Source organism: uncultured Polaribacter sp. (genome assembly GCF_947495205.1).
Lineage (GTDB): Bacteria > Bacteroidota > Bacteroidia > Flavobacteriales > Flavobacteriaceae > Polaribacter.
Map to the genome: position 1 here is coordinate 349,169 of NZ_CANLXV010000001.1, position 16,909 is coordinate 366,077.

A 16,909-nucleotide genomic window follows, 5' to 3' on the forward strand; every position below is an offset into this window, starting at 1 on the left:
TTAGAGCTTCTAAATTACGAATAATTAGATAAGTTTTGTACCATGAAAAATACCTTCTTTTTAATTTTAGCTTTTGTAACTTTTATAGGTTGTAAACAAGAAACACCAACTAATGTTGTTAAAGGTGAAGAAAAATCTGAAAAAATAAATGATTTTGCTATAGTAATACATGGTGGTGCAGGAACCATTTTAAAGAAAAACATGTCTGATGAAAAAGAGAAAGCTTATCAAAACAAATTAACTGAAGCTATAAAAATAGGACACTCAATTTTAAAAAACGGTGGAACAAGCCAAGAAGCAGTAATTAAAACCATACAAGTTATGGAAGAATCGCCCTTATTTAATGCTGGTAAAGGGGCTGTTTTTACGCATGAAGAAACCAATGAATTGGATGCCTCTTTTATGGATGGAAATACTTTAAATGCAGGAGCTGTGGCTGGAGTAACCAATGTAAAAAGCCCTATTGAATTGGCTGTAAAAGTAATGACAGATTCAGACCACGTAATGTTATCTGGCAAAGGAGCGTCAATTTTTGCTAAAGAAAAAGGTTTAGAAATGGTAGATCCTAGTTATTTTTATACAGAAAAACGTTTTCAATCTTTACAAAGAATTAAAAATAGAAACAAAGCTCAGCTAGATCATAATGATAAAAAAGCCGCTTTTTATGATGCTGATATTAAAAATGCAAAATTTGGAACTGTAGGTTGTGTTGCTTTAGATAAAAATGGAAATATTGCTGCAGGAACATCTACTGGAGGTATGACCAACAAACGTTGGGGACGTATTGGAGATGCACCAATTATTGGTTCTGGAACGTACGCAAATAATAAAACTTGTGGTGTTTCTTCTACAGGTTGGGGAGAGTATTTTATAAGAAGTCAAGTAGCTTATGATATTTCTGCACAGATGGAATATCAACAAAAAAGTTTAAAAGAGGCTACAAAAGATGTAATTCAGCATAAATTAACCAAACTTGGTGGAACAGGTGGTGTAGTTGCTTTAGATAAAAGCGGAAATATGTCTTTTGAGTTTAATACTGCAGGTATGTACAGAGCTTCTATGAATGCTAAAGGTGATTTAGTTGTAAAAATTTACAAAGAATAACTTAACCATTCTTTAGGTAAAGTGGGCAAATCTAATTGTGTAACTGTAGACTTAATTTTTCTTTTAAAAGGATTTTTTATAATTTTTGGAATAGATAAGTTTACGTTATTTTTCTTGTTAATTTTTTCTAAAACTTCCTCTATACTGTTGTCTGTAGCCCAAACCAAAGAATTCATCATTGCATTAGATTCTTTTTCTAAATCGTAAAAATCTACAAAATAACTAGGTTTATTGTCTCTATAAATAAGCCATTGGTGGTATTTTTTTGTAGGAATTTCTACAACTTTTTTAATTCCAGTTAATGTTCTATAGGTATTTATTTTAAATTTCATTCTTCACTTATTTACAAAAGCAAAGTTATTTACAAAGTGTATTTTGTGTTTCATTTTTTCGATTAACGGATAATTTTTCTCGGTAAACGTAAAATTGTAAAAAGTAACAAACGGTTGTTGCTATTAATGTTATTTTTGTAATTAGATTATGATAAACAAAATTTTTAACATACAGAACAAGCAAGAATTTACCCAAGTTGCTTTAGAAGTTTTTAAACATCAATTTACAAACAATAGGGTTTACCGCTCTTTTTGTGATTTAATTAATGTGCATGTTTCTGATGTTACCAAAGTTGAAGAAATTCCGTTTTTACCCATACAGTTTTTTAAAAGCAGAAAAGTACTTTCATCCAAAGAAAATATACAAGAAACCTTTACAAGTTCTGGCACAACAGGCAGTACAATTAGCAAACATTTGGTTACCAATATTAATGTATATAAAGAAAGTTATTTAAAAGGATTTGCACATTTTTATGGCAATATAGAAGATTATGTAGTATTGGCATTACTACCCAATTATTTAGAGCGCAAAGGTTCTTCTTTGGTTTTTATGGTTGATGATTTAATTCGGAAAACTAAAAATATAGAAAGTGGTTTTTTTCTTGATAATTTGCAAGAATTGAGCAAAAAACTAGAAGAATTAAACAAAAAAGGACAAAAAGTACTCTTAATTGGAGTTTCTTTTGCATTATTAGATTTGGTGGAAATGCAAAAATTTAACCTAAAAAACACCATAATTATGGAAACTGGTGGTATGAAAGGAAGAAGAAAAGAATTGGTTAGAGAAGAATTGCACAACATTTTACAAAACGGTTTTGGAGTTGCTAAAATTCACTCAGAATATGGAATGACAGAATTATTAAGTCAAGGATATTCTAAAGGAAACGGAATTTTTGAAACGCCACCTTGGATGCAAATTTTAACCAGAGATACAGAAGACGCCTTAACAATTAATCCAAAAGGTAAAAATGGCGGAATTAACGTTATTGATTTGGCTAACTACAATTCTTGCAGTTTTATTGCCACGCAAGATTTAGGAAAAGTACATAAAGACGGTACATTTGAAATTATTGGTCGTTTTGATAATTCTGATATTAGAGGCTGTAATTTAATGGTTTTATAGTTTTTTATATCAAACAATAAAAAATTGAAATTAATAATTTGTATATTTTATTGTAAGGATATTCTATTTTTATACACTAACTTAAAATAGAATTTAAAAATGAAAATACTAACTATTTTACTACTACTTGTTACTACAGGCATATTTGCCCAAAAAGAAAACTACAACTTAAATAAAGGTTACGTTGCAGAAGGGTATGATGTTGTAGCTTATTTTTCTAACAAAGCAATAGAAGGAAATAAAAAACATACAGCAGAATTTGATGGTGTAAAATTTAAATTCTCTTCAGAAGAAAATTTAGAAACATTTAAAAAGAATCCAAAAAAATACGCGCCAGCTTATGGTGGTTATTGTGCATATGCAATTGGTGCAAAGGCAAAAAAGGTTGCTATAAACCCAAAAACATTCGAAATAAGAGATGGTAAATTGTATCTTTTCTACAATTCTTGGGGCACAAATACCTTAGATATGTGGCAAAAAGAAGGTGCAGCAGCATTAAAGGAAAAAGCAGATAAAAATTGGCTAAACATCATCAACAAATAAGTTGATTCTCTATATGCAAAAGCCACATTAGTATTTAAATACTAATGTGGCTTTTCTCTTTTTATGAATTTAGATTTACGCTACAACTAGTAAATAATATGTTTTTTTACCACGTTGTAACAATACATACTTATTTGCAATTAAATCTGCTTCTGTAATGGTAAAATCTTCTTTAACTTTTTCTTTATTTACAGAAATTGCATTTTCTTTTAAAGCTCTTCTGGCATCTCCATTAGATTTTAAGAAGTTGGTTTTTGCAGCTAAAGCGCCAATCATATCTAAACCTTCTGCAACATCACTTTTAGCAACTGTAGCTTGTGGTACACCATCAAAAACATCTAAAAAAGTTTGTTCGTCTAAAGATTTTAAATCATTTGCTGTACTTTTTCCAAATAAAATTTGAGACGCTTTTAATGCATTTTCATACGCTTCTTCTCCATGAGTAAGCATGGTAACTTCTTCTCCTAATTTCTTTTGTAGTAAACGCAAATGTGGATGCTCTTTGTGTTCTGCAATTAAATTTTCTATAGTTTCTTTATCTAAAAACGTAAATTTTTTAATAAAGTTTTCTGCATCTTCATCAGAAGAGTTTAACCAATATTGGTAAAATTTGTAAGGTGATGTTCTATCTGCATTTAACCAAACATTACCACCTTCTGTTTTACCAAACTTAGTACCATCTGCTTTTGTAACCAAAGGTACTGTAATTGCGTAGGCTTTTCCTTGTGCTTTTCTCCGTATTAATTCAGTTCCTGTGGTAATATTTCCCCATTGGTCTGAGCCACCCATTTGTAGCATGCAATTTTTTTCTTTGTATAAATGATAAAAATCGTAACCTTGAAATAACTGGTAGGTAAATTCTGTAAAACTCATTCCCACAGAAGATTCTGAACTCAAACGCTTTTTTACAGAATCTTTTGCCATCATGTAATTTACAGTAATATGTTTTCCTGTATCTCTTACAAAGTCAATTAATGAAATATCTTTCATCCAATCGTAATTGTTTACCAATTCTGCTTTATTTGCTGCATTGTCATCAAAACTTAAAAAACGTTCTAAGTTTTCTCTAACTCCAGCAATATTTTTTGCCAAAGTAGCTTCATCTAAAAGATTCCTTTCTGCAGATTTTCCAGAAGGATCACCAACCATACCAGTGGCACCACCAATTAATGCAATTGGGTTATGACCAGCATTTTGAAAATGTTTTAAAATAAAAATCTGTACCAAACTACCAATATGTAAAGAGTCTGCAGTTGGGTCAAAACCAATATAACCAGCAGTTTTATTTTTTAGTAAATAGTCTTCTGTATCTGGCATAATATCATGCAACAGTCCTCTCCAGCGTAATTCTTCAACAAAATTTGTCATTGTAATGCTTTATTTTTTCAATTTTAAAAGAGTTTTGCAATTAACAGCGCAGTTAAGCACTGTTTTTAATACAATTTTAGCTCTTTTGAGTTTGTTAAGACAATCTTGCACCAATACAAGTACGTCTTTTTTCTGGGCGCAAAGATAAACTTATCAACCAAAAAACCATAACTTAGCTGTATGATTTTAGTTACAGGAGCAACAGGTTTAGTAGGCGCACATTTATTGTATCATTTGGTTAAAAATGATGAAAAAGTGCGTGCCATTTATCGTTCTGAAACTAAAATAGAAGCTGTTAAAAAGGTGTTTACTTATTATACAGATGATATTACTTTAATTGATAAAATTGAATGGTTTAAAGCAGATATTACAGAAGTACCTGCTATGATACCTGCATTTAAAGGTGTAGAAAAAGTTTACCATTGTGCTGCATTTATTTCTTTTAGTCCAAAAGATTATAGAGAAATGCGTAAAGTAAATATACATGGTACTGCAATTATTGTAAATTTAGCAATAGACGCTAAAGTAAAAAAACTATGTTATGTAGGTTCTATTGCTTCTGTTGGCGATTCTTTAAATGGCGCTTTGATTACAGAAGAAAACGAGTGGAATAAAGAGGCAGACAATAGTGGTTATTCCATTACCAAGTTTGGTGGCGAAATGGAAGTTTGGCGCGCAAGCCAAGAAGGAGTAGCTGTTGTTATTGTAAATCCTGGTATTATTTTAGGTGGCGGTTTTTGGCAAACAGGTTCTGGTAAATTGTTTAGCCAAGTTTATAACGGTTTTAAATATTATACAGAAGGTAAAACTGGTTTTGTGAGTGTAAAAGATGTGGTAAAAGCTATGATTTTACTAACCAATACTACCATAAAAAACGAGCGCTTTATTTTGGTTGCAGCAAATAAAACCTACAAAGAAGTTTTGTTTGCTATTGCAGATGCTTTTGGTAAAAAAAGACCATCAAAAAAAATAAAATCTTGGCAAACTGCTATTTTATGGCGTTTTTCTGCTTTTGTAAGTAAAATTACAGGTGTACAGCCTTTATTAAGTAAATATTCTGCAAGAAGTGCTCATACAGTTTCTGAATATTCTGCTAAGAAAATAGAAAAAGCTATTGATTTTCAATTTGAAAAAATAGAAAAATCAATAGCCGATACTTGTAAAAACTACCTGAAGTAGCTTTATTTTAATTTCAATTTTTTTAGCGAATCGTTTTTTCTTTTTTTAGCTACAATTTTAAGACTATCTAAACGCATTGTAATCTTTTTAGCTTTATCTAAAGAATCTTTTTTAATAGAATCTAACCTGCTTTTTCTGTCTTTAAAAACCTTATTTTTTTCTTCTAATGCTTTTTTAGCATCTACTAATATTTTTTGATATTCGTCTATTTTAGACATGTAATAAAAATTACTAGTTTCAAAACGTATGCTATCTATTAAAAACTTATTGTACACAAAAGGCATATAGTTAACGTTTTTTTCTTTATGAATGTTTTTTACAAATTTTGCACTAGAAGCAATCATCATTTCTTGTAATAAAAGACTCATTGTGTCTTTAGGAATTAAGTTTTTAGGTTTCTCAAAAATGGTGTTACTTGTACAAGAAACTAAGAAAATAAAAGACAGTAAAAAAGCGGTTTTTAATTTCATCTTATCTATTAAAAGTAATTCTTTTTCCTTTAACATCTTCATTAAAAGTACCTTTGTTGTACATTAAAACACCGTTTACAAAGGTGTGTGTAATGGTAGATGAAAACGTGGTACCTTCAAAAGGAGACCAACCACATTTGTATAAAATATTATCTTTAGTTACTGTTTGTTCTTGGTTGTTGTCTACCAAAACTAAATCTGCATAATAGCCTTCTTTTATAAAACCTCTTTTTTCTATTTGAAATAATTTAGCAGGATTATGACTCATTTTTTCCACCAATTTTTCAATAGGAATTACGCCTTCTTTTACTTTTTCTAATAAAGCAAGTACTGCATGTTGTACTAAAGGTCCGCCACTTGGTGCATTTAAATATTTATTGTTTTTTTCTTCTATAGTATGTGGTGCGTGGTCTGTAGCCAAAACATCTATTCTGTCATCTAACAAGGCTTTCCATAAACCTTGCCTGTCTTTTTCTGTTTTAACAGCAGGATTCCACTTAATATGTGTGCCTTTGGTTTCATAATCTGCATCATTAAACCATAAGTGATGTACACACACTTCTGCTGTAATTTTCTTTTCTTCTAAAGGAATATCGTTTCTAAATAAATGGGTTTCTTTTTCTGTAGAAATGTGAAAAATATGAATTCTAGCACCTGTTTTTTTAGCCAATTCTACAGCTTTAGAAGAAGAAATGTAACAAGCATCTTCACTTCTAATAATTGGGTGTGCTTCAATAGGAATATCTTCACCATATTTTTCTTTAAATGTTGCTGTATTTTTTCTAATGGTTGCTTCATCTTCACAATGTAAAGAAATAATCATTTTTGTTGATGAAAATATTTTTTCTAACACCTCTACATCGTCTACTAACATGTTTCCTGTAGAAGAACCTAGAAACAATTTAATTCCTGCTACTTTTTTAGGATCTGTTTTTAGTAATTCTTCTAAATTATTATTAGTGCCACCAAACATAAAAGAGTAATTGGCATAAGAAGTTTTAGCGGCAATTGTAAATTTATTTTCTAATAATTCTTGTGTAGTAGCTTGTGGTATTGTATTGGGTTGTTCTATAAAAGTAGTAATACCACCAGCAATAGCGGCTTTACTTTCTGTAGCAATATTTGCTTTGTGTGTTAAACCGGGTTCTCTAAAATGTACTTGGTCGTCTATAAAACCAGGAATTAAAAGCTTGCCTTCTGCATTTATAATTTCTATATTTTCTGTTACATTAATTTCTGAAGAAATTTGTTTTATAATTTCGTTTTCAACTAAAACATCACCTACAAAGGTTTTATTTTCGTTAACAATTGTAGCATTTTTAATTAGGTAAGCATTTTTCATTTTTTATTCTTTTTAATATCGTAATGGTTTTAACCAGTTCTTTTTAGCGTTTTTATTAAGCAAAGTTCAAAGGCTTTAAACCGTATTGTTTTATTTTAAAACCATTTAAGAATTACAATTTGTACACTTAAATTTATTTTGGCAAGCCTTTAAATTTCATTTTTATGACACCAAAAAGTGCTTCAGAAATAATACCATCGCTTAATTTAGAGGTGCCTAATTTTCTATCGGTAAAAATAACGGAAACTTCTTTAATTTTAAATTTATGTTTCCATGCTTTAAATTTCATTTCTATTTGAAATGCATAACCTACAAATTTAATTTTATCTAAATTCATGGTTTCTAAAACTTTTTTGCTCCAGCAAACAAAACCTGCAGTAGTATCAAAAATAGGTATTCTAGTAATTAAACGTACATATTTAGAGGCAAAATAAGAGAGCAGTAGCCGTTTCATATCCCAATTAACAACATTTACTTGGTTGTTAACGTATCTAGAGCCAACTGCAACATCTCCATCGCCATTGGCGCAGGCATTATATAACCTAATTAAATCTGCCGGATTATGAGAAAAATCTGCATCCATCTCAATAATATAATCATATTTTTTTTTGGTTAGCGCCCATTTAAAACCATGAATATAAGCAGTACCTAAACCATTTTTATGTATTCTTTTTTCTAGAAAAAGTTGGCTAGAAAATTCTGTTTTTAAGCGTTCTACGATTTTTGCAGTTCCATCAGGAGAGTTGTCATCTACTACTAAAATATGAAACGCTTTTTTTTGATTAAAAACAGCTCTAATTATAGCTTCTATATTTTCTTTTTCGTTAAAAGTGGGGATTATAACTAAGCTGTCGGACATAAAATAAATTTCCTGTGGTAAGAATACAAATATACATTTTTTAATTACTAATTTTGTGTTAATCTTAGCAAACAAAACACGTGCAAGCAATAGAAAAAATAACGGTAAATACCAATTGGATTCCCATAGTTTGGGTTATTATTATTGCGTTAATTGCTGTTTTAAAGATAATTGATTCTGAAAGGTTAAAAGGCTATGCTTTGGCTTTTTTTAATAAACCATTTGTAGAAGACGAAGCAGAAGAAAACACTTCTTTTTTAAACGGTTTTACTTGGTTAATTTTTATGATTTCTGTAACCAGTGTTACTTTGTGTTTAAGTTTGGTTTTAAATGAAATGACAACCAATTTTACATTAAATTTTTATAATTTTTTGTATTTGTTTCTTTTTACTTTGGCATATTTTTTAGCGCGCAGTTTGTTAGAATCTGTCTTTATGGGACTTTTTTTAATGAAAAAACAGTTGCGTTTTTACATAATTTCTAAATATAGTTACTTTTATGCCTTAGCTTTTGTACTTTTTATACTCTTTAGTATTTTTAATTTTAGTCCCGTAAAACCAATGGGTTTTGGCTATTTGGTGGTTTTTTTGTTTTTATTGAAGTTCGTTTTTCATGTGATAATTAACAAAAAGCTGATTTTTAGCAAGTTGTTTTATTTTATTTTGTACATTTGCGCTCTCGAAATAGCCCCGTTATTAATACTTTTTAAAATGATGCTTTAACCCAATAATCCAAAGCGTATGAAAGTGAAAACTATTTTAGTATCCCAACCTGCTCCAAAAACAGAAACATCTCCTTATTTTGACTTGTCTGACAAGCAAAAAGTGAAAATTGATTTTAGATCTTTTATTCATGTAGAGGGCATACCTGTAAAAGAGGTTAGAAACCAAAAAATTGATTTTAAAGATTTTACTGCAATTATCTTAACCAGTAGAAATGCAGTAGATTACTTTTTTAAAATTGCAGAAGAAATGCGTTTTAAAGTGCCAGATGATATGAAGTATTTCTGTCAGTCTGAAGCTGTTGCCTATTATTTACAAAAATATGTGGTGTACAGAAAGCGTAAAATTTATGTAGGTAATAGAACTTTTCCAGATTTGGTTAAGCTAATTAAAAAGCATAAAGCAGAAAAGTTTTTACTGCCAAGTTCAGATAAGTTAAAACCTTTGGTACCACAAGAGTTAGATAAATTGGGTATAACATGGCAACGTTTAGATTTGTACAGAACTGTTGTTAGTGATTTGTCTGATTTAGAAAATGTTTTTTATGATGTTTTGGTATTTTTTAGTCCTTCTGGAATTGAATCTTTATTACAAAATTTCCCGAATTTTAAACAAAACGAAACTAGAATTGCCGCTTTTGGTAATACAACTGTAAAAGCAGTTACAGAAGCTGGTTTTAAGTGTGATATACAGGCACCTGCGCCAGAAACACCTTCTATGACAATGGCTTTAGAAAAATATATTAAAACCGTAAATAAAAAGTAATTTTTACTTTTTATATTGATATTAGAAACCCAAGCTTTTGCTTGGGTTTTTGTTTTTACAGAATAATGTAAACAGCTTAATAATTTATGTTACTTTACAGTGCTTTTAAATATTAATATGGAATTTAAAGAAATTTCTGATACAATTATTGCGTTAAAGCATAAAGATTTAAAATTGCGAGACGTTTTAATAAAGCAGCAAAAATTTAATGAAGGCTACCATAAAGAAATGGAAAGACTTCATCTTAAAAATGCAGAAGTATTAGATAAAATTATAACAGAAATAGGGTACCCAACCATTGCTAAAGTTGGTGAAGAAGCAAGTGATGCAGCTTGGTTAATTATTCAACACGCAATTTCTAAACCAAATTTTATGCGTAAATGTTTGCAACTTTTAGAGATAGCTGTTAAAAATAAAGAGGCAGATGCTAAAAATTTTGCTTATTTATCAGATAGAATTGCCTTTTTTGAAAACAAACCTCAAAAATATGGCACTCAGTTTAATTGGGATAATCAAGGAAAATTAAGTCCAAATATTTTTGATAATTTAGAAAAAGTAAACCAAAGAAGGTGTGCTCTCGGACTAAATTCTTTGGAAAAACAGATTGAGATTATGAGAGAACGTGCAAAATTAGAAAATCAAATTGCTCCAAAAGATTTTGTGCAATATCAAAAAGATTTTGAAATTTGGAAGCTTAAAACAGGTTGGATTTTTTAAATAATCTTAAGCAAACAAAGTAGCAAAAGCTTCTTCTATCTTACCTACTAAAACCAATCTAATTCCGTGATTTTTAGAAGAAATTTTATTGTATTTGGATGCGACAAAGGTTTTGTAACCTAATTTTTCTGCTTCTGTAATACGTTGGTCTATTTTAGAAACCGGTCTTATTTCTCCTGCCAAACCAACTTCTGCAGCAAAACACACATTTGGGTTTATTGCAATATCTTGGTTAGAAGATAAAATAGCGGCAACAACTGCTAAATCTATAGCAGGATCGTCTACATTAATGCCGCCAGTTATGTTTAAAAACACATCTTTTGCACCTAGTTTAAAACCTGCACGTTTTTCTAAAACGGCTAACAACATGTTTAATCGTTTTAAATTGTAACCGGTTGTAGAGCGTTGTGGTGTACCATAAACTGCAGTAGAAACCAACGCTTGTATTTCTATCATTAAGGGTCTAATACCCTCTAAAGTACTGGCAATTGCAGTGCCACTTAAATCGGCATCTTTTTTAGAAATTAAAATTTCAGACGGATTGGAAATCTCTCTTAATCCGCTAGATAACATTTCATAAATTCCTAATTCTGAAGTTGATCCAAATCGGTTTTTTTGGCTGCGTAAAATTCTATAAGTGTGGTTTCTATCGCCTTCAAACTGCAAAACCACATCTACCATGTGTTCTAAAATTTTTGGTCCTGCAATGTTTCCTTCTTTATTAATGTGTCCAATTAATAAAACTGGTGTTGCTGTTTCTTTTGCAAATTTTATAAGTTCTGCACTGGTTTCTCTAATTTGAGAAATGCTACCAGGAGAGGCTTCAATTGTATTTGTGTGTAAGGTTTGTATAGAATCTATTACCAAAACTTCTGGTTCTGTGGTTTCTATATTTTTAAAAATTTGTTGTGTATTGGTTTCTGTTAAAATTAAACAGTTGGAGTTGTTGGCATTTAAACGTTCTGCTCTCATTTTTATTTGAGATTGACTTTCTTCTCCAGAAACATACAATACTTTTTGATTGATGTTTAAGGCTACTTGCAATAATAATGTAGATTTACCAATTCCAGGTTCACCACCTAAAAGGGTAACAGAACCTTTTACCAAGCCACCACCTAAAACAGTATCTAGCTCTTTATTGTTGGTAATTACTCTTTCTTCTGGGTTTAGTTGAATATCTGCAATTTTAAGCGGTTTATTTATGCTTTGTTTTGCGGTTGTATTTTGTTTCCAAACGCGTTTTTCTTCTTTTTGAATAACTTCTTCTACAATAGTATTCCATTCTTTACAGGCGCCACATTGTCCAATCCATTTTGCATGTTGGGTACCACAATTCTGACAGAAAAAAGTTGTTTTGGTTTTGGCCATTTTGTTTTAGTTGCAAAGTTTTAGTGCTACAAATTTACGAACTTAATTATCTTAAAACTATTTTGATTTTAAAGTTTACCAATAGTTGGCAAATACTTGCGTTAGCGATTGAATGGCGTGTTTGAGCTCTTTTTATTTTTTATAAAAAAGCGAGTAATGAAAGCGCGACCTTTAGGGAACGCCCAAATTATGGAGAAAATTAAAAAAAAAACGCTAAGTTATTTGCTCTTATTGTAAAGTGGTAAAATTAAAAAGGCTAAACCACCAAAAATGATAATCATGGCAGTTTGTGCGGTCCACATAATCCAACCAAAAGCGGTGGCTGGTTCTGTGGGTATATTAAATAAAGCCAATGCACCTGCAACTGCAACGGGATATAAACCTATGCCGCCATTTGTGGCTGCTATGGCAAAACCGCCAGCTATAAAACCAATTAAAATACCGCCAAAAGGAACGTTTAAACCATTTATTGCTGGTATTGTTGCCCAAAACATGGCAACATACATTGCCCAAATAAATACGGTATGAAAAATAAATGCCCATTTATTTTTCATTTTAAATATACTGGTTAAGCCTTCTACCAAACCACTAACAAAGGTTTTAATTTTAAGTAAAAAACCGGTTTTTGCTTTTTTTACAAACCGAATGAAAACAAATATTAAAGTGGCTAAAATGGTAATGCCTATTAAAATTTTGATTGGATCGAAGTTTTTGGTTAATAATTGGTAAATAAAATCGAATTGTACAAAAAGTGTAATGGCTATAATTAAAAGCATCATTACTAAATCTGCTAAACGTTCTGCTACAATGGTTCCAAAACCTTTTTCGAACGGAATTTTCTCGTAATTTGCCATTACTGTAGCTCTAGAAATTTCTCCTGCTCTGGGTAAGGCTAAATTTACCAAATAACCTACTAAAACAGCTAAGACACTGTTGGTGAATTTGGGTTTAAAACCTATTGGTTCTAGCATAAACTTCCAACGGTATGCTCTAGATAAGTGGCTTAAAATACCAAAGAAAAGTCCTAGAAAAATCCAGCTATAATTGGCTTCTTTAAAATAACCAATTAATATTTCTAAAGAGATTTTAGAGAGGGAATACCAAACTAAAAAACCTCCCAAAACGAGAGGTAATATGGTTTTTAAAACTTTTTTAATATCCAAAATTAAGTAAGTGTATTGTCTTTTTCATTAGGGAAAACTAATGATGGTTTAAAGTTTTTTGCTTCTTCAAAATCCATAAAACCGTAAACAATTAGTATTAAAACATCACCAACAGCAACTCTTCTTGCAGCAGCACCATTTAGGGTAATTTCTCCACTTTTACGAGGTCCAGGAATTGCATAAGTTTCTAAACGTTCGCCATTATTGTTGTTTACTATTTGAACGCGTTCACCTTCTATAATGTTGGCTGCATCCATTAAATCTTGGTCTATGGTAATGCTTCCTATATAATTTAAATCTGCACCTGTAACTTTTACACGGTGGATTTTAGATTTTACTACTTGTACTAACATATGACAAAAATAGGTTTTTTTAGTGAGACTGTTTTTTAATTTTTTTGGTGGTAGAAATTGAAAATAAATGGTGTTTTTTTAAAATTTCCATTGCGCTTGAGTTTATTTTAAACGAATATTATCTATCAATCTAATTTTACCTGCAAAAACAGCTATAAATGCTCTGTATTTTTTGTTTTTTTCTTTTGTAATGGCAGTTTCTAATGTTTTTTCTTCTGCAATGGTAAAATATTCTAATTCTAGTAAAGGGTGCTTTTTAAATTTTTTAGTTACCCAAGCTGTAATCTTTGTAGCATTTTCTGTGCCAAATTTTTTTTTGGCTTTTTTTAAAGTTTTGTAAATAAAAGGAGCTGCATTTCTGTATGCTTCTGTAAGTCTTGTGTTTCTAGAGCTCATGGCTAAACCGTCTGGTTCTCTAAAAATGGCACAACCTTTAATTTTTACAGGCAAATTATTTTTTTTCACCATTTTTTTGATGATTTGTAATTGCTGAAAATCTTTTTCGCCAAAATAAGCTTTGTTTGGTTTTACAATTTCGAAAAGCGCTTTTACAATAGTGCCAACACCGTTAAAATGGCCATCTCTAAATTTGCCTTCCATTTGATGTTCTAAACCATCAAAATTAAATTTTTTAGCGCTAATGTTTGTGTTGTAAATTTCTGATACGGAAGGTGTAAACACCACATCACAAGCCACAGATTTTAATAAATCTAAATCTTTTACCAATGTTTTGGGGTATTGGTTTAAGTCTTCTACATTATCAAACTGGGTTGGGTTTACAAAAATACTTACTACTACAATATTATTTTTTGCTTTTGCTTTTTTTATTAAAGAAAGGTGCCCTTTATGCAAAGCGCCCATAGTTGGCACAAAACCAATGGTTTTTTGCTTTTGCTTAACCTGCTTTAAAAATTGTGTAAGCGCCTGTTTTTTATTAAAAATATGCATAGTTTATTGCTTGTAAATGTCTGCAAACTTACCATTTTAACACGATATTTGCATAAAAATTTGTATTTTCGCAAATCTTACAAAAAGAGTTTGATTTAATGAAGGACAAAAGAATATTATTTGTATCATCTGAGGTAGTTCCTTATTTGCCAGAAACAGAGTTATCATCAACTGCATTTAATGCAGCAAAAAACGCACATTCTAAAGGCGTACAAACCCGTATTTTTATGCCAAGGTTTGGTGTTATTAATGAAAGAAGACACCAATTGCACGAAGTAATTCGTCTTTCTGGGATGAATTTGGTAGTAAACGATATGGATATGCCGCTAATTATAAAAGTAGCCTCTATACCTAAAGAGCGTATGCAGGTTTATTTTATAGATAATGAAGAATATTTTAAAAGAAAAGCTGTTTTTTCTGATGAAGATGAAACTTTATTTCCAGATAATGATGAACGTGCCATTTTCTTTGCAAAAGGAGTTATAGAAACGGTTAAAAAATTAAATTGGGCGCCAGATATTATTCATGTTCATGGTTGGATGGCCTCTTTATTACCATTATATTTAAGAGAGTTTTATAATGAGGAACCTCTTTTTACAGAAAGTAAAATAGTTACTTCTATATACAACAATCCTTTTGAAGGAACGTTAAATGAAAAGTTGGCAGACAAAGTAAAGTTCGATTTAAAAGAAAACCAGAAAATAGCAACAATTAACACACCTAACCACACCAATATTTTAAAAAGTGCCATAGAAAACTCAGATGCAGTAATACATGGTAGTGAAGATATTTCTGATGAAATTACTTCTTTTATTGAAGAAAAGGAAATTCCGGTTTTAGGTTTTCAAGAAGAAAACTTTAAGGAAAGTTATTTAAATTTTTATACTGATTTAGTTTCAGAAAATTAATAGTTTTTAAGGTGAAAAATATTTTTAAAAAGAGTGCTTATCTTAGTGCTTTAGTTTTATGTTTTGGAATAATAATTTCTTGTGAAGAAGATTTTACAAACATAAATTCTGGTGTTGTTAGCAACACAAAGTTTTCTACAAATGATACTATAATAGATGTTTTAGTTTCTAATGTACCAGTAGATAGAATTAGAACAGATGGTTTAGATTTGTTAGGAGCTCCATTTTTTGGTTTTCAAGGGCAGTATTTGTTAGGTGCTTATGTTAACGAGAATTACGAGAGTTTTGAAGCTTCTATAGTTTCACAAGTACTTATAAATACAGGTTTACAAAGAGTAAGTTTTAGTAATCCTGGTAATTTAAGAGTAGAAACTACCATAGATACCGTCTTTTTAAGAATACCATATCAAGCAACTTTACAATCTAACACAACCAGACCTGTTTATTCTTTAGATTCTGTTATTGGTAACGATGCTTTTGATTTAAACATTTTTGAGATTTCTGCGTTTTTAAACACTTTAAATCCTGCAGATCCATCAAAAAGAAACCGATATTTTTCTGATACAGATTATCGCCAACGAACAACAGATACCTTAAATGTGCCAGCATCTAGAGTATTTAGACCAACGCCAAATGATACATTGCTTATTGTAAAACGAAGAAACAGTTTAGGAGAAGTACATAAACTAGATTCTATACGCTATGCAACTACACAAAGCCCAGATTTAGCTTTACCTATGGCAATTATAGGATTAAAAAAGAGTTTTGCAGAAGAAACATTTTTAAATAACTATGAAACGCCAAACTTTGCATCTCAAACAGCTTTTAATGATTTTTTTAGAGGAATTATTATTGAAGCGAAAGAAAAAAACCAAGGTACAGGACAAAGAAGTGGTTCATTAATTTCTTTTAATTTAAGAGACGCAGCATCAGACGCTGGTAAATCTTTAATAGAAGTTTATTACACCAATACTTTTTTTGGTGCTAACAATCAAATAGATACAGTGCTTACACAAAACCATACTTTTCAATTGGGTGGAGTTATTAATAACAAATACAATGTTACGAATAGGGTTTATCCAGTAAATAATGAAGTAATTTTGCAAGGAGCAGCAGGATCTGAAGCAGAAGTTAAAATTTTAGAACCTGCACAGTTAGATTTCTTAAAATCTAAAAACTGGTTGGTTAATGATGCTGCTTTAACCTTTTACATAAACCAAGATTCAGATACTACTAATGTTCCGTTTAGACTGTATTTATACAAAAATGGAGTAGATGAATTAGGTAACACAGAATTAAGCCAGATTAAAGATGTTAATACAGAAGGAGAATTTACTTTTAGTGGTGTCTTAAGATATGACGCTAACAATAAAAAAGATAGTTATACTTTTAAAATAACAGATTATTTGTCGGACTTTTTAAGTGGAGAAACTTCAGATAATCCACCATTAAGGTTAAAGGTTTTTAATACATCAGATATTCCAACATCTGCTACAAATGCTAGTTTTACAGGGTATAGTTGGAACCCGAAGGCTGTTACCATTTTAAATGGAGATGCAACAGCTAACGGAACAAGAAGAGCTCAATTGAAAATTTCATATACAGAAAAAGAAAATTAATTATATATCAACCAAAATTAAAAAAA

General features: G+C 30.4%; 18 protein-coding genes. 9 read left to right on the top strand and 9 right to left on the bottom strand.

Annotation, left to right across the window (positions count from 1 at the left end):
• The first annotated feature begins 42 nt into the window (after positions 1-42).
• Positions 43-1,104 carry an isoaspartyl peptidase/L-asparaginase family protein gene (locus tag Q0762_RS01640; RefSeq protein WP_298763003.1) on the top strand — a complete coding sequence of 354 codons (1,062 nt, stop codon included), beginning with the start codon at positions 43-45 and terminating at the stop codon, positions 1,102-1,104.
• Here the strand turns inward: Q0762_RS01640 and Q0762_RS01645 are convergent.
• A complete protein-coding gene (locus tag Q0762_RS01645; protein ID WP_298763004.1) occupies positions 1,092-1,436 on the bottom strand; it encodes a hypothetical protein in 345 nt (114 codons plus the stop codon). The two genes, Q0762_RS01640 and Q0762_RS01645, sit on opposite strands and share 13 nt — an antisense overlap.
• Positions 1,437-1,584: 148 nt before the next feature.
• Here Q0762_RS01645 and Q0762_RS01650 point away from each other — a divergent pair, with 148 nt between their 5' ends.
• Positions 1,585-2,559, top strand: coding sequence for an acyl transferase (locus tag Q0762_RS01650; RefSeq protein WP_298763005.1), 975 nt, complete (start codon positions 1,585-1,587; stop codon positions 2,557-2,559).
• A gap of 99 nt (positions 2,560-2,658) precedes the next feature.
• A complete protein-coding gene (locus Q0762_RS01655) occupies positions 2,659-3,102 on the top strand; it encodes a YHS domain-containing (seleno)protein (protein ID WP_298763006.1) in 444 nt (147 codons plus the stop codon).
• A 75-nt stretch (positions 3,103-3,177) separates the two neighbouring features.
• On the opposite strand, the gene tyrS is transcribed toward Q0762_RS01655, so the two are convergent.
• A complete protein-coding gene (gene tyrS, locus Q0762_RS01660) occupies positions 3,178-4,470 on the bottom strand; it encodes a tyrosine--tRNA ligase (protein WP_298763008.1) in 1,293 nt (430 codons plus the stop codon).
• Between the two features lie 180 nt (positions 4,471-4,650).
• On the opposite strand from tyrS, the gene Q0762_RS01665 reads away from it, so the two are divergent.
• Positions 4,651-5,649, top strand: a complete 999-nt coding sequence (locus Q0762_RS01665) for an NAD-dependent epimerase/dehydratase family protein (protein ID WP_298763009.1) — start codon at positions 4,651-4,653, stop codon at positions 5,647-5,649.
• A gap of 2 nt (positions 5,650-5,651) precedes the next feature.
• Here Q0762_RS01665 and Q0762_RS01670 read toward each other — a convergent pair whose 3' ends face one another.
• The 3 genes from Q0762_RS01670 to Q0762_RS01680 form a co-directional block, all read right to left on the bottom strand.
• Positions 5,652-6,161: a DUF4296 domain-containing protein gene (locus Q0762_RS01670; protein ID WP_298763010.1), complete on the bottom strand. Its 510-nt coding sequence runs from the start codon at positions 6,159-6,161 to the stop codon at positions 5,652-5,654.
• Positions 6,121-7,461 (bottom strand): dihydroorotase, encoded by a 1,341-nt coding sequence (locus Q0762_RS01675; protein WP_298763011.1) that lies wholly within the window; start codon positions 7,459-7,461, stop codon positions 6,121-6,123. Before Q0762_RS01675 ends, Q0762_RS01670 begins: the two co-directional genes overlap by 41 nt.
• 133 nt (positions 7,462-7,594) lie before the next feature.
• Positions 7,595-8,320 (bottom strand): polyprenol monophosphomannose synthase, encoded by a 726-nt coding sequence (locus Q0762_RS01680; protein ID WP_298763012.1) that lies wholly within the window; start codon positions 8,318-8,320, stop codon positions 7,595-7,597.
• A gap of 80 nt (positions 8,321-8,400) precedes the next feature.
• Here Q0762_RS01680 and Q0762_RS01685 point away from each other — a divergent pair, with 80 nt between their 5' ends.
• From Q0762_RS01685 to Q0762_RS01695, 3 genes are all read left to right on the top strand, one after another.
• The gene (locus Q0762_RS01685) at positions 8,401-9,042 is read left to right on the top strand and encodes a DUF4271 domain-containing protein (protein WP_298763014.1); all 642 of its coding nucleotides are present in this window, start codon (positions 8,401-8,403) and stop codon (positions 9,040-9,042) included.
• An 18-nt stretch (positions 9,043-9,060) separates the two neighbouring features.
• Positions 9,061-9,807, top strand: coding sequence for a uroporphyrinogen-III synthase (locus tag Q0762_RS01690; RefSeq protein ID WP_298763016.1), 747 nt, complete (start codon positions 9,061-9,063; stop codon positions 9,805-9,807).
• Between the two features lie 117 nt (positions 9,808-9,924).
• Entirely contained in the window at positions 9,925-10,524 is a 600-nt protein-coding gene (locus Q0762_RS01695) for a DUF6624 domain-containing protein (RefSeq protein WP_298763018.1), read from the top strand.
• 6 nt (positions 10,525-10,530) lie between these two features.
• On the opposite strand, the gene radA is transcribed toward Q0762_RS01695, so the two are convergent.
• The 4 genes from radA to panC all read right to left on the bottom strand — a co-directional run bounded on the left by radA (position 10,531) and on the right by panC (position 14,356).
• Positions 10,531-11,892, bottom strand: a complete 1,362-nt coding sequence (gene radA, locus Q0762_RS01700; RefSeq protein ID WP_298763020.1) for a DNA repair protein RadA — start codon at positions 11,890-11,892, stop codon at positions 10,531-10,533.
• A gap of 218 nt (positions 11,893-12,110) precedes the next feature.
• Positions 12,111-13,055: a lysylphosphatidylglycerol synthase transmembrane domain-containing protein gene (locus Q0762_RS01705; RefSeq protein WP_298763022.1), complete on the bottom strand. Its 945-nt coding sequence runs from the start codon at positions 13,053-13,055 to the stop codon at positions 12,111-12,113.
• Positions 13,056-13,057: 2 nt separating this feature from the next.
• Entirely contained in the window at positions 13,058-13,408 is a 351-nt protein-coding gene (gene panD / locus Q0762_RS01710; protein WP_298763024.1) for an aspartate 1-decarboxylase, read from the bottom strand.
• 102 nt (positions 13,409-13,510) lie between these two features.
• On the bottom strand, positions 13,511-14,356 hold the full coding sequence (gene panC / locus Q0762_RS01715; RefSeq protein WP_298763026.1) for a pantoate--beta-alanine ligase: 846 nt from the start codon (positions 14,354-14,356) through the stop codon (positions 13,511-13,513).
• A 98-nt stretch (positions 14,357-14,454) separates the two neighbouring features.
• Between panC and Q0762_RS01720 the strand changes: the two genes are divergently transcribed.
• Both Q0762_RS01720 and Q0762_RS01725 read left to right on the top strand, forming a co-directional pair.
• Entirely contained in the window at positions 14,455-15,264 is an 810-nt protein-coding gene (locus tag Q0762_RS01720) for a glycogen/starch synthase (protein ID WP_298763028.1), read from the top strand.
• Between the two features lie 11 nt (positions 15,265-15,275).
• Positions 15,276-16,883, top strand: a complete 1,608-nt coding sequence (locus Q0762_RS01725) for a DUF4270 family protein (RefSeq protein ID WP_298763029.1) — start codon at positions 15,276-15,278, stop codon at positions 16,881-16,883.
• Positions 16,884-16,909: the final 26 nt, after the last annotated feature.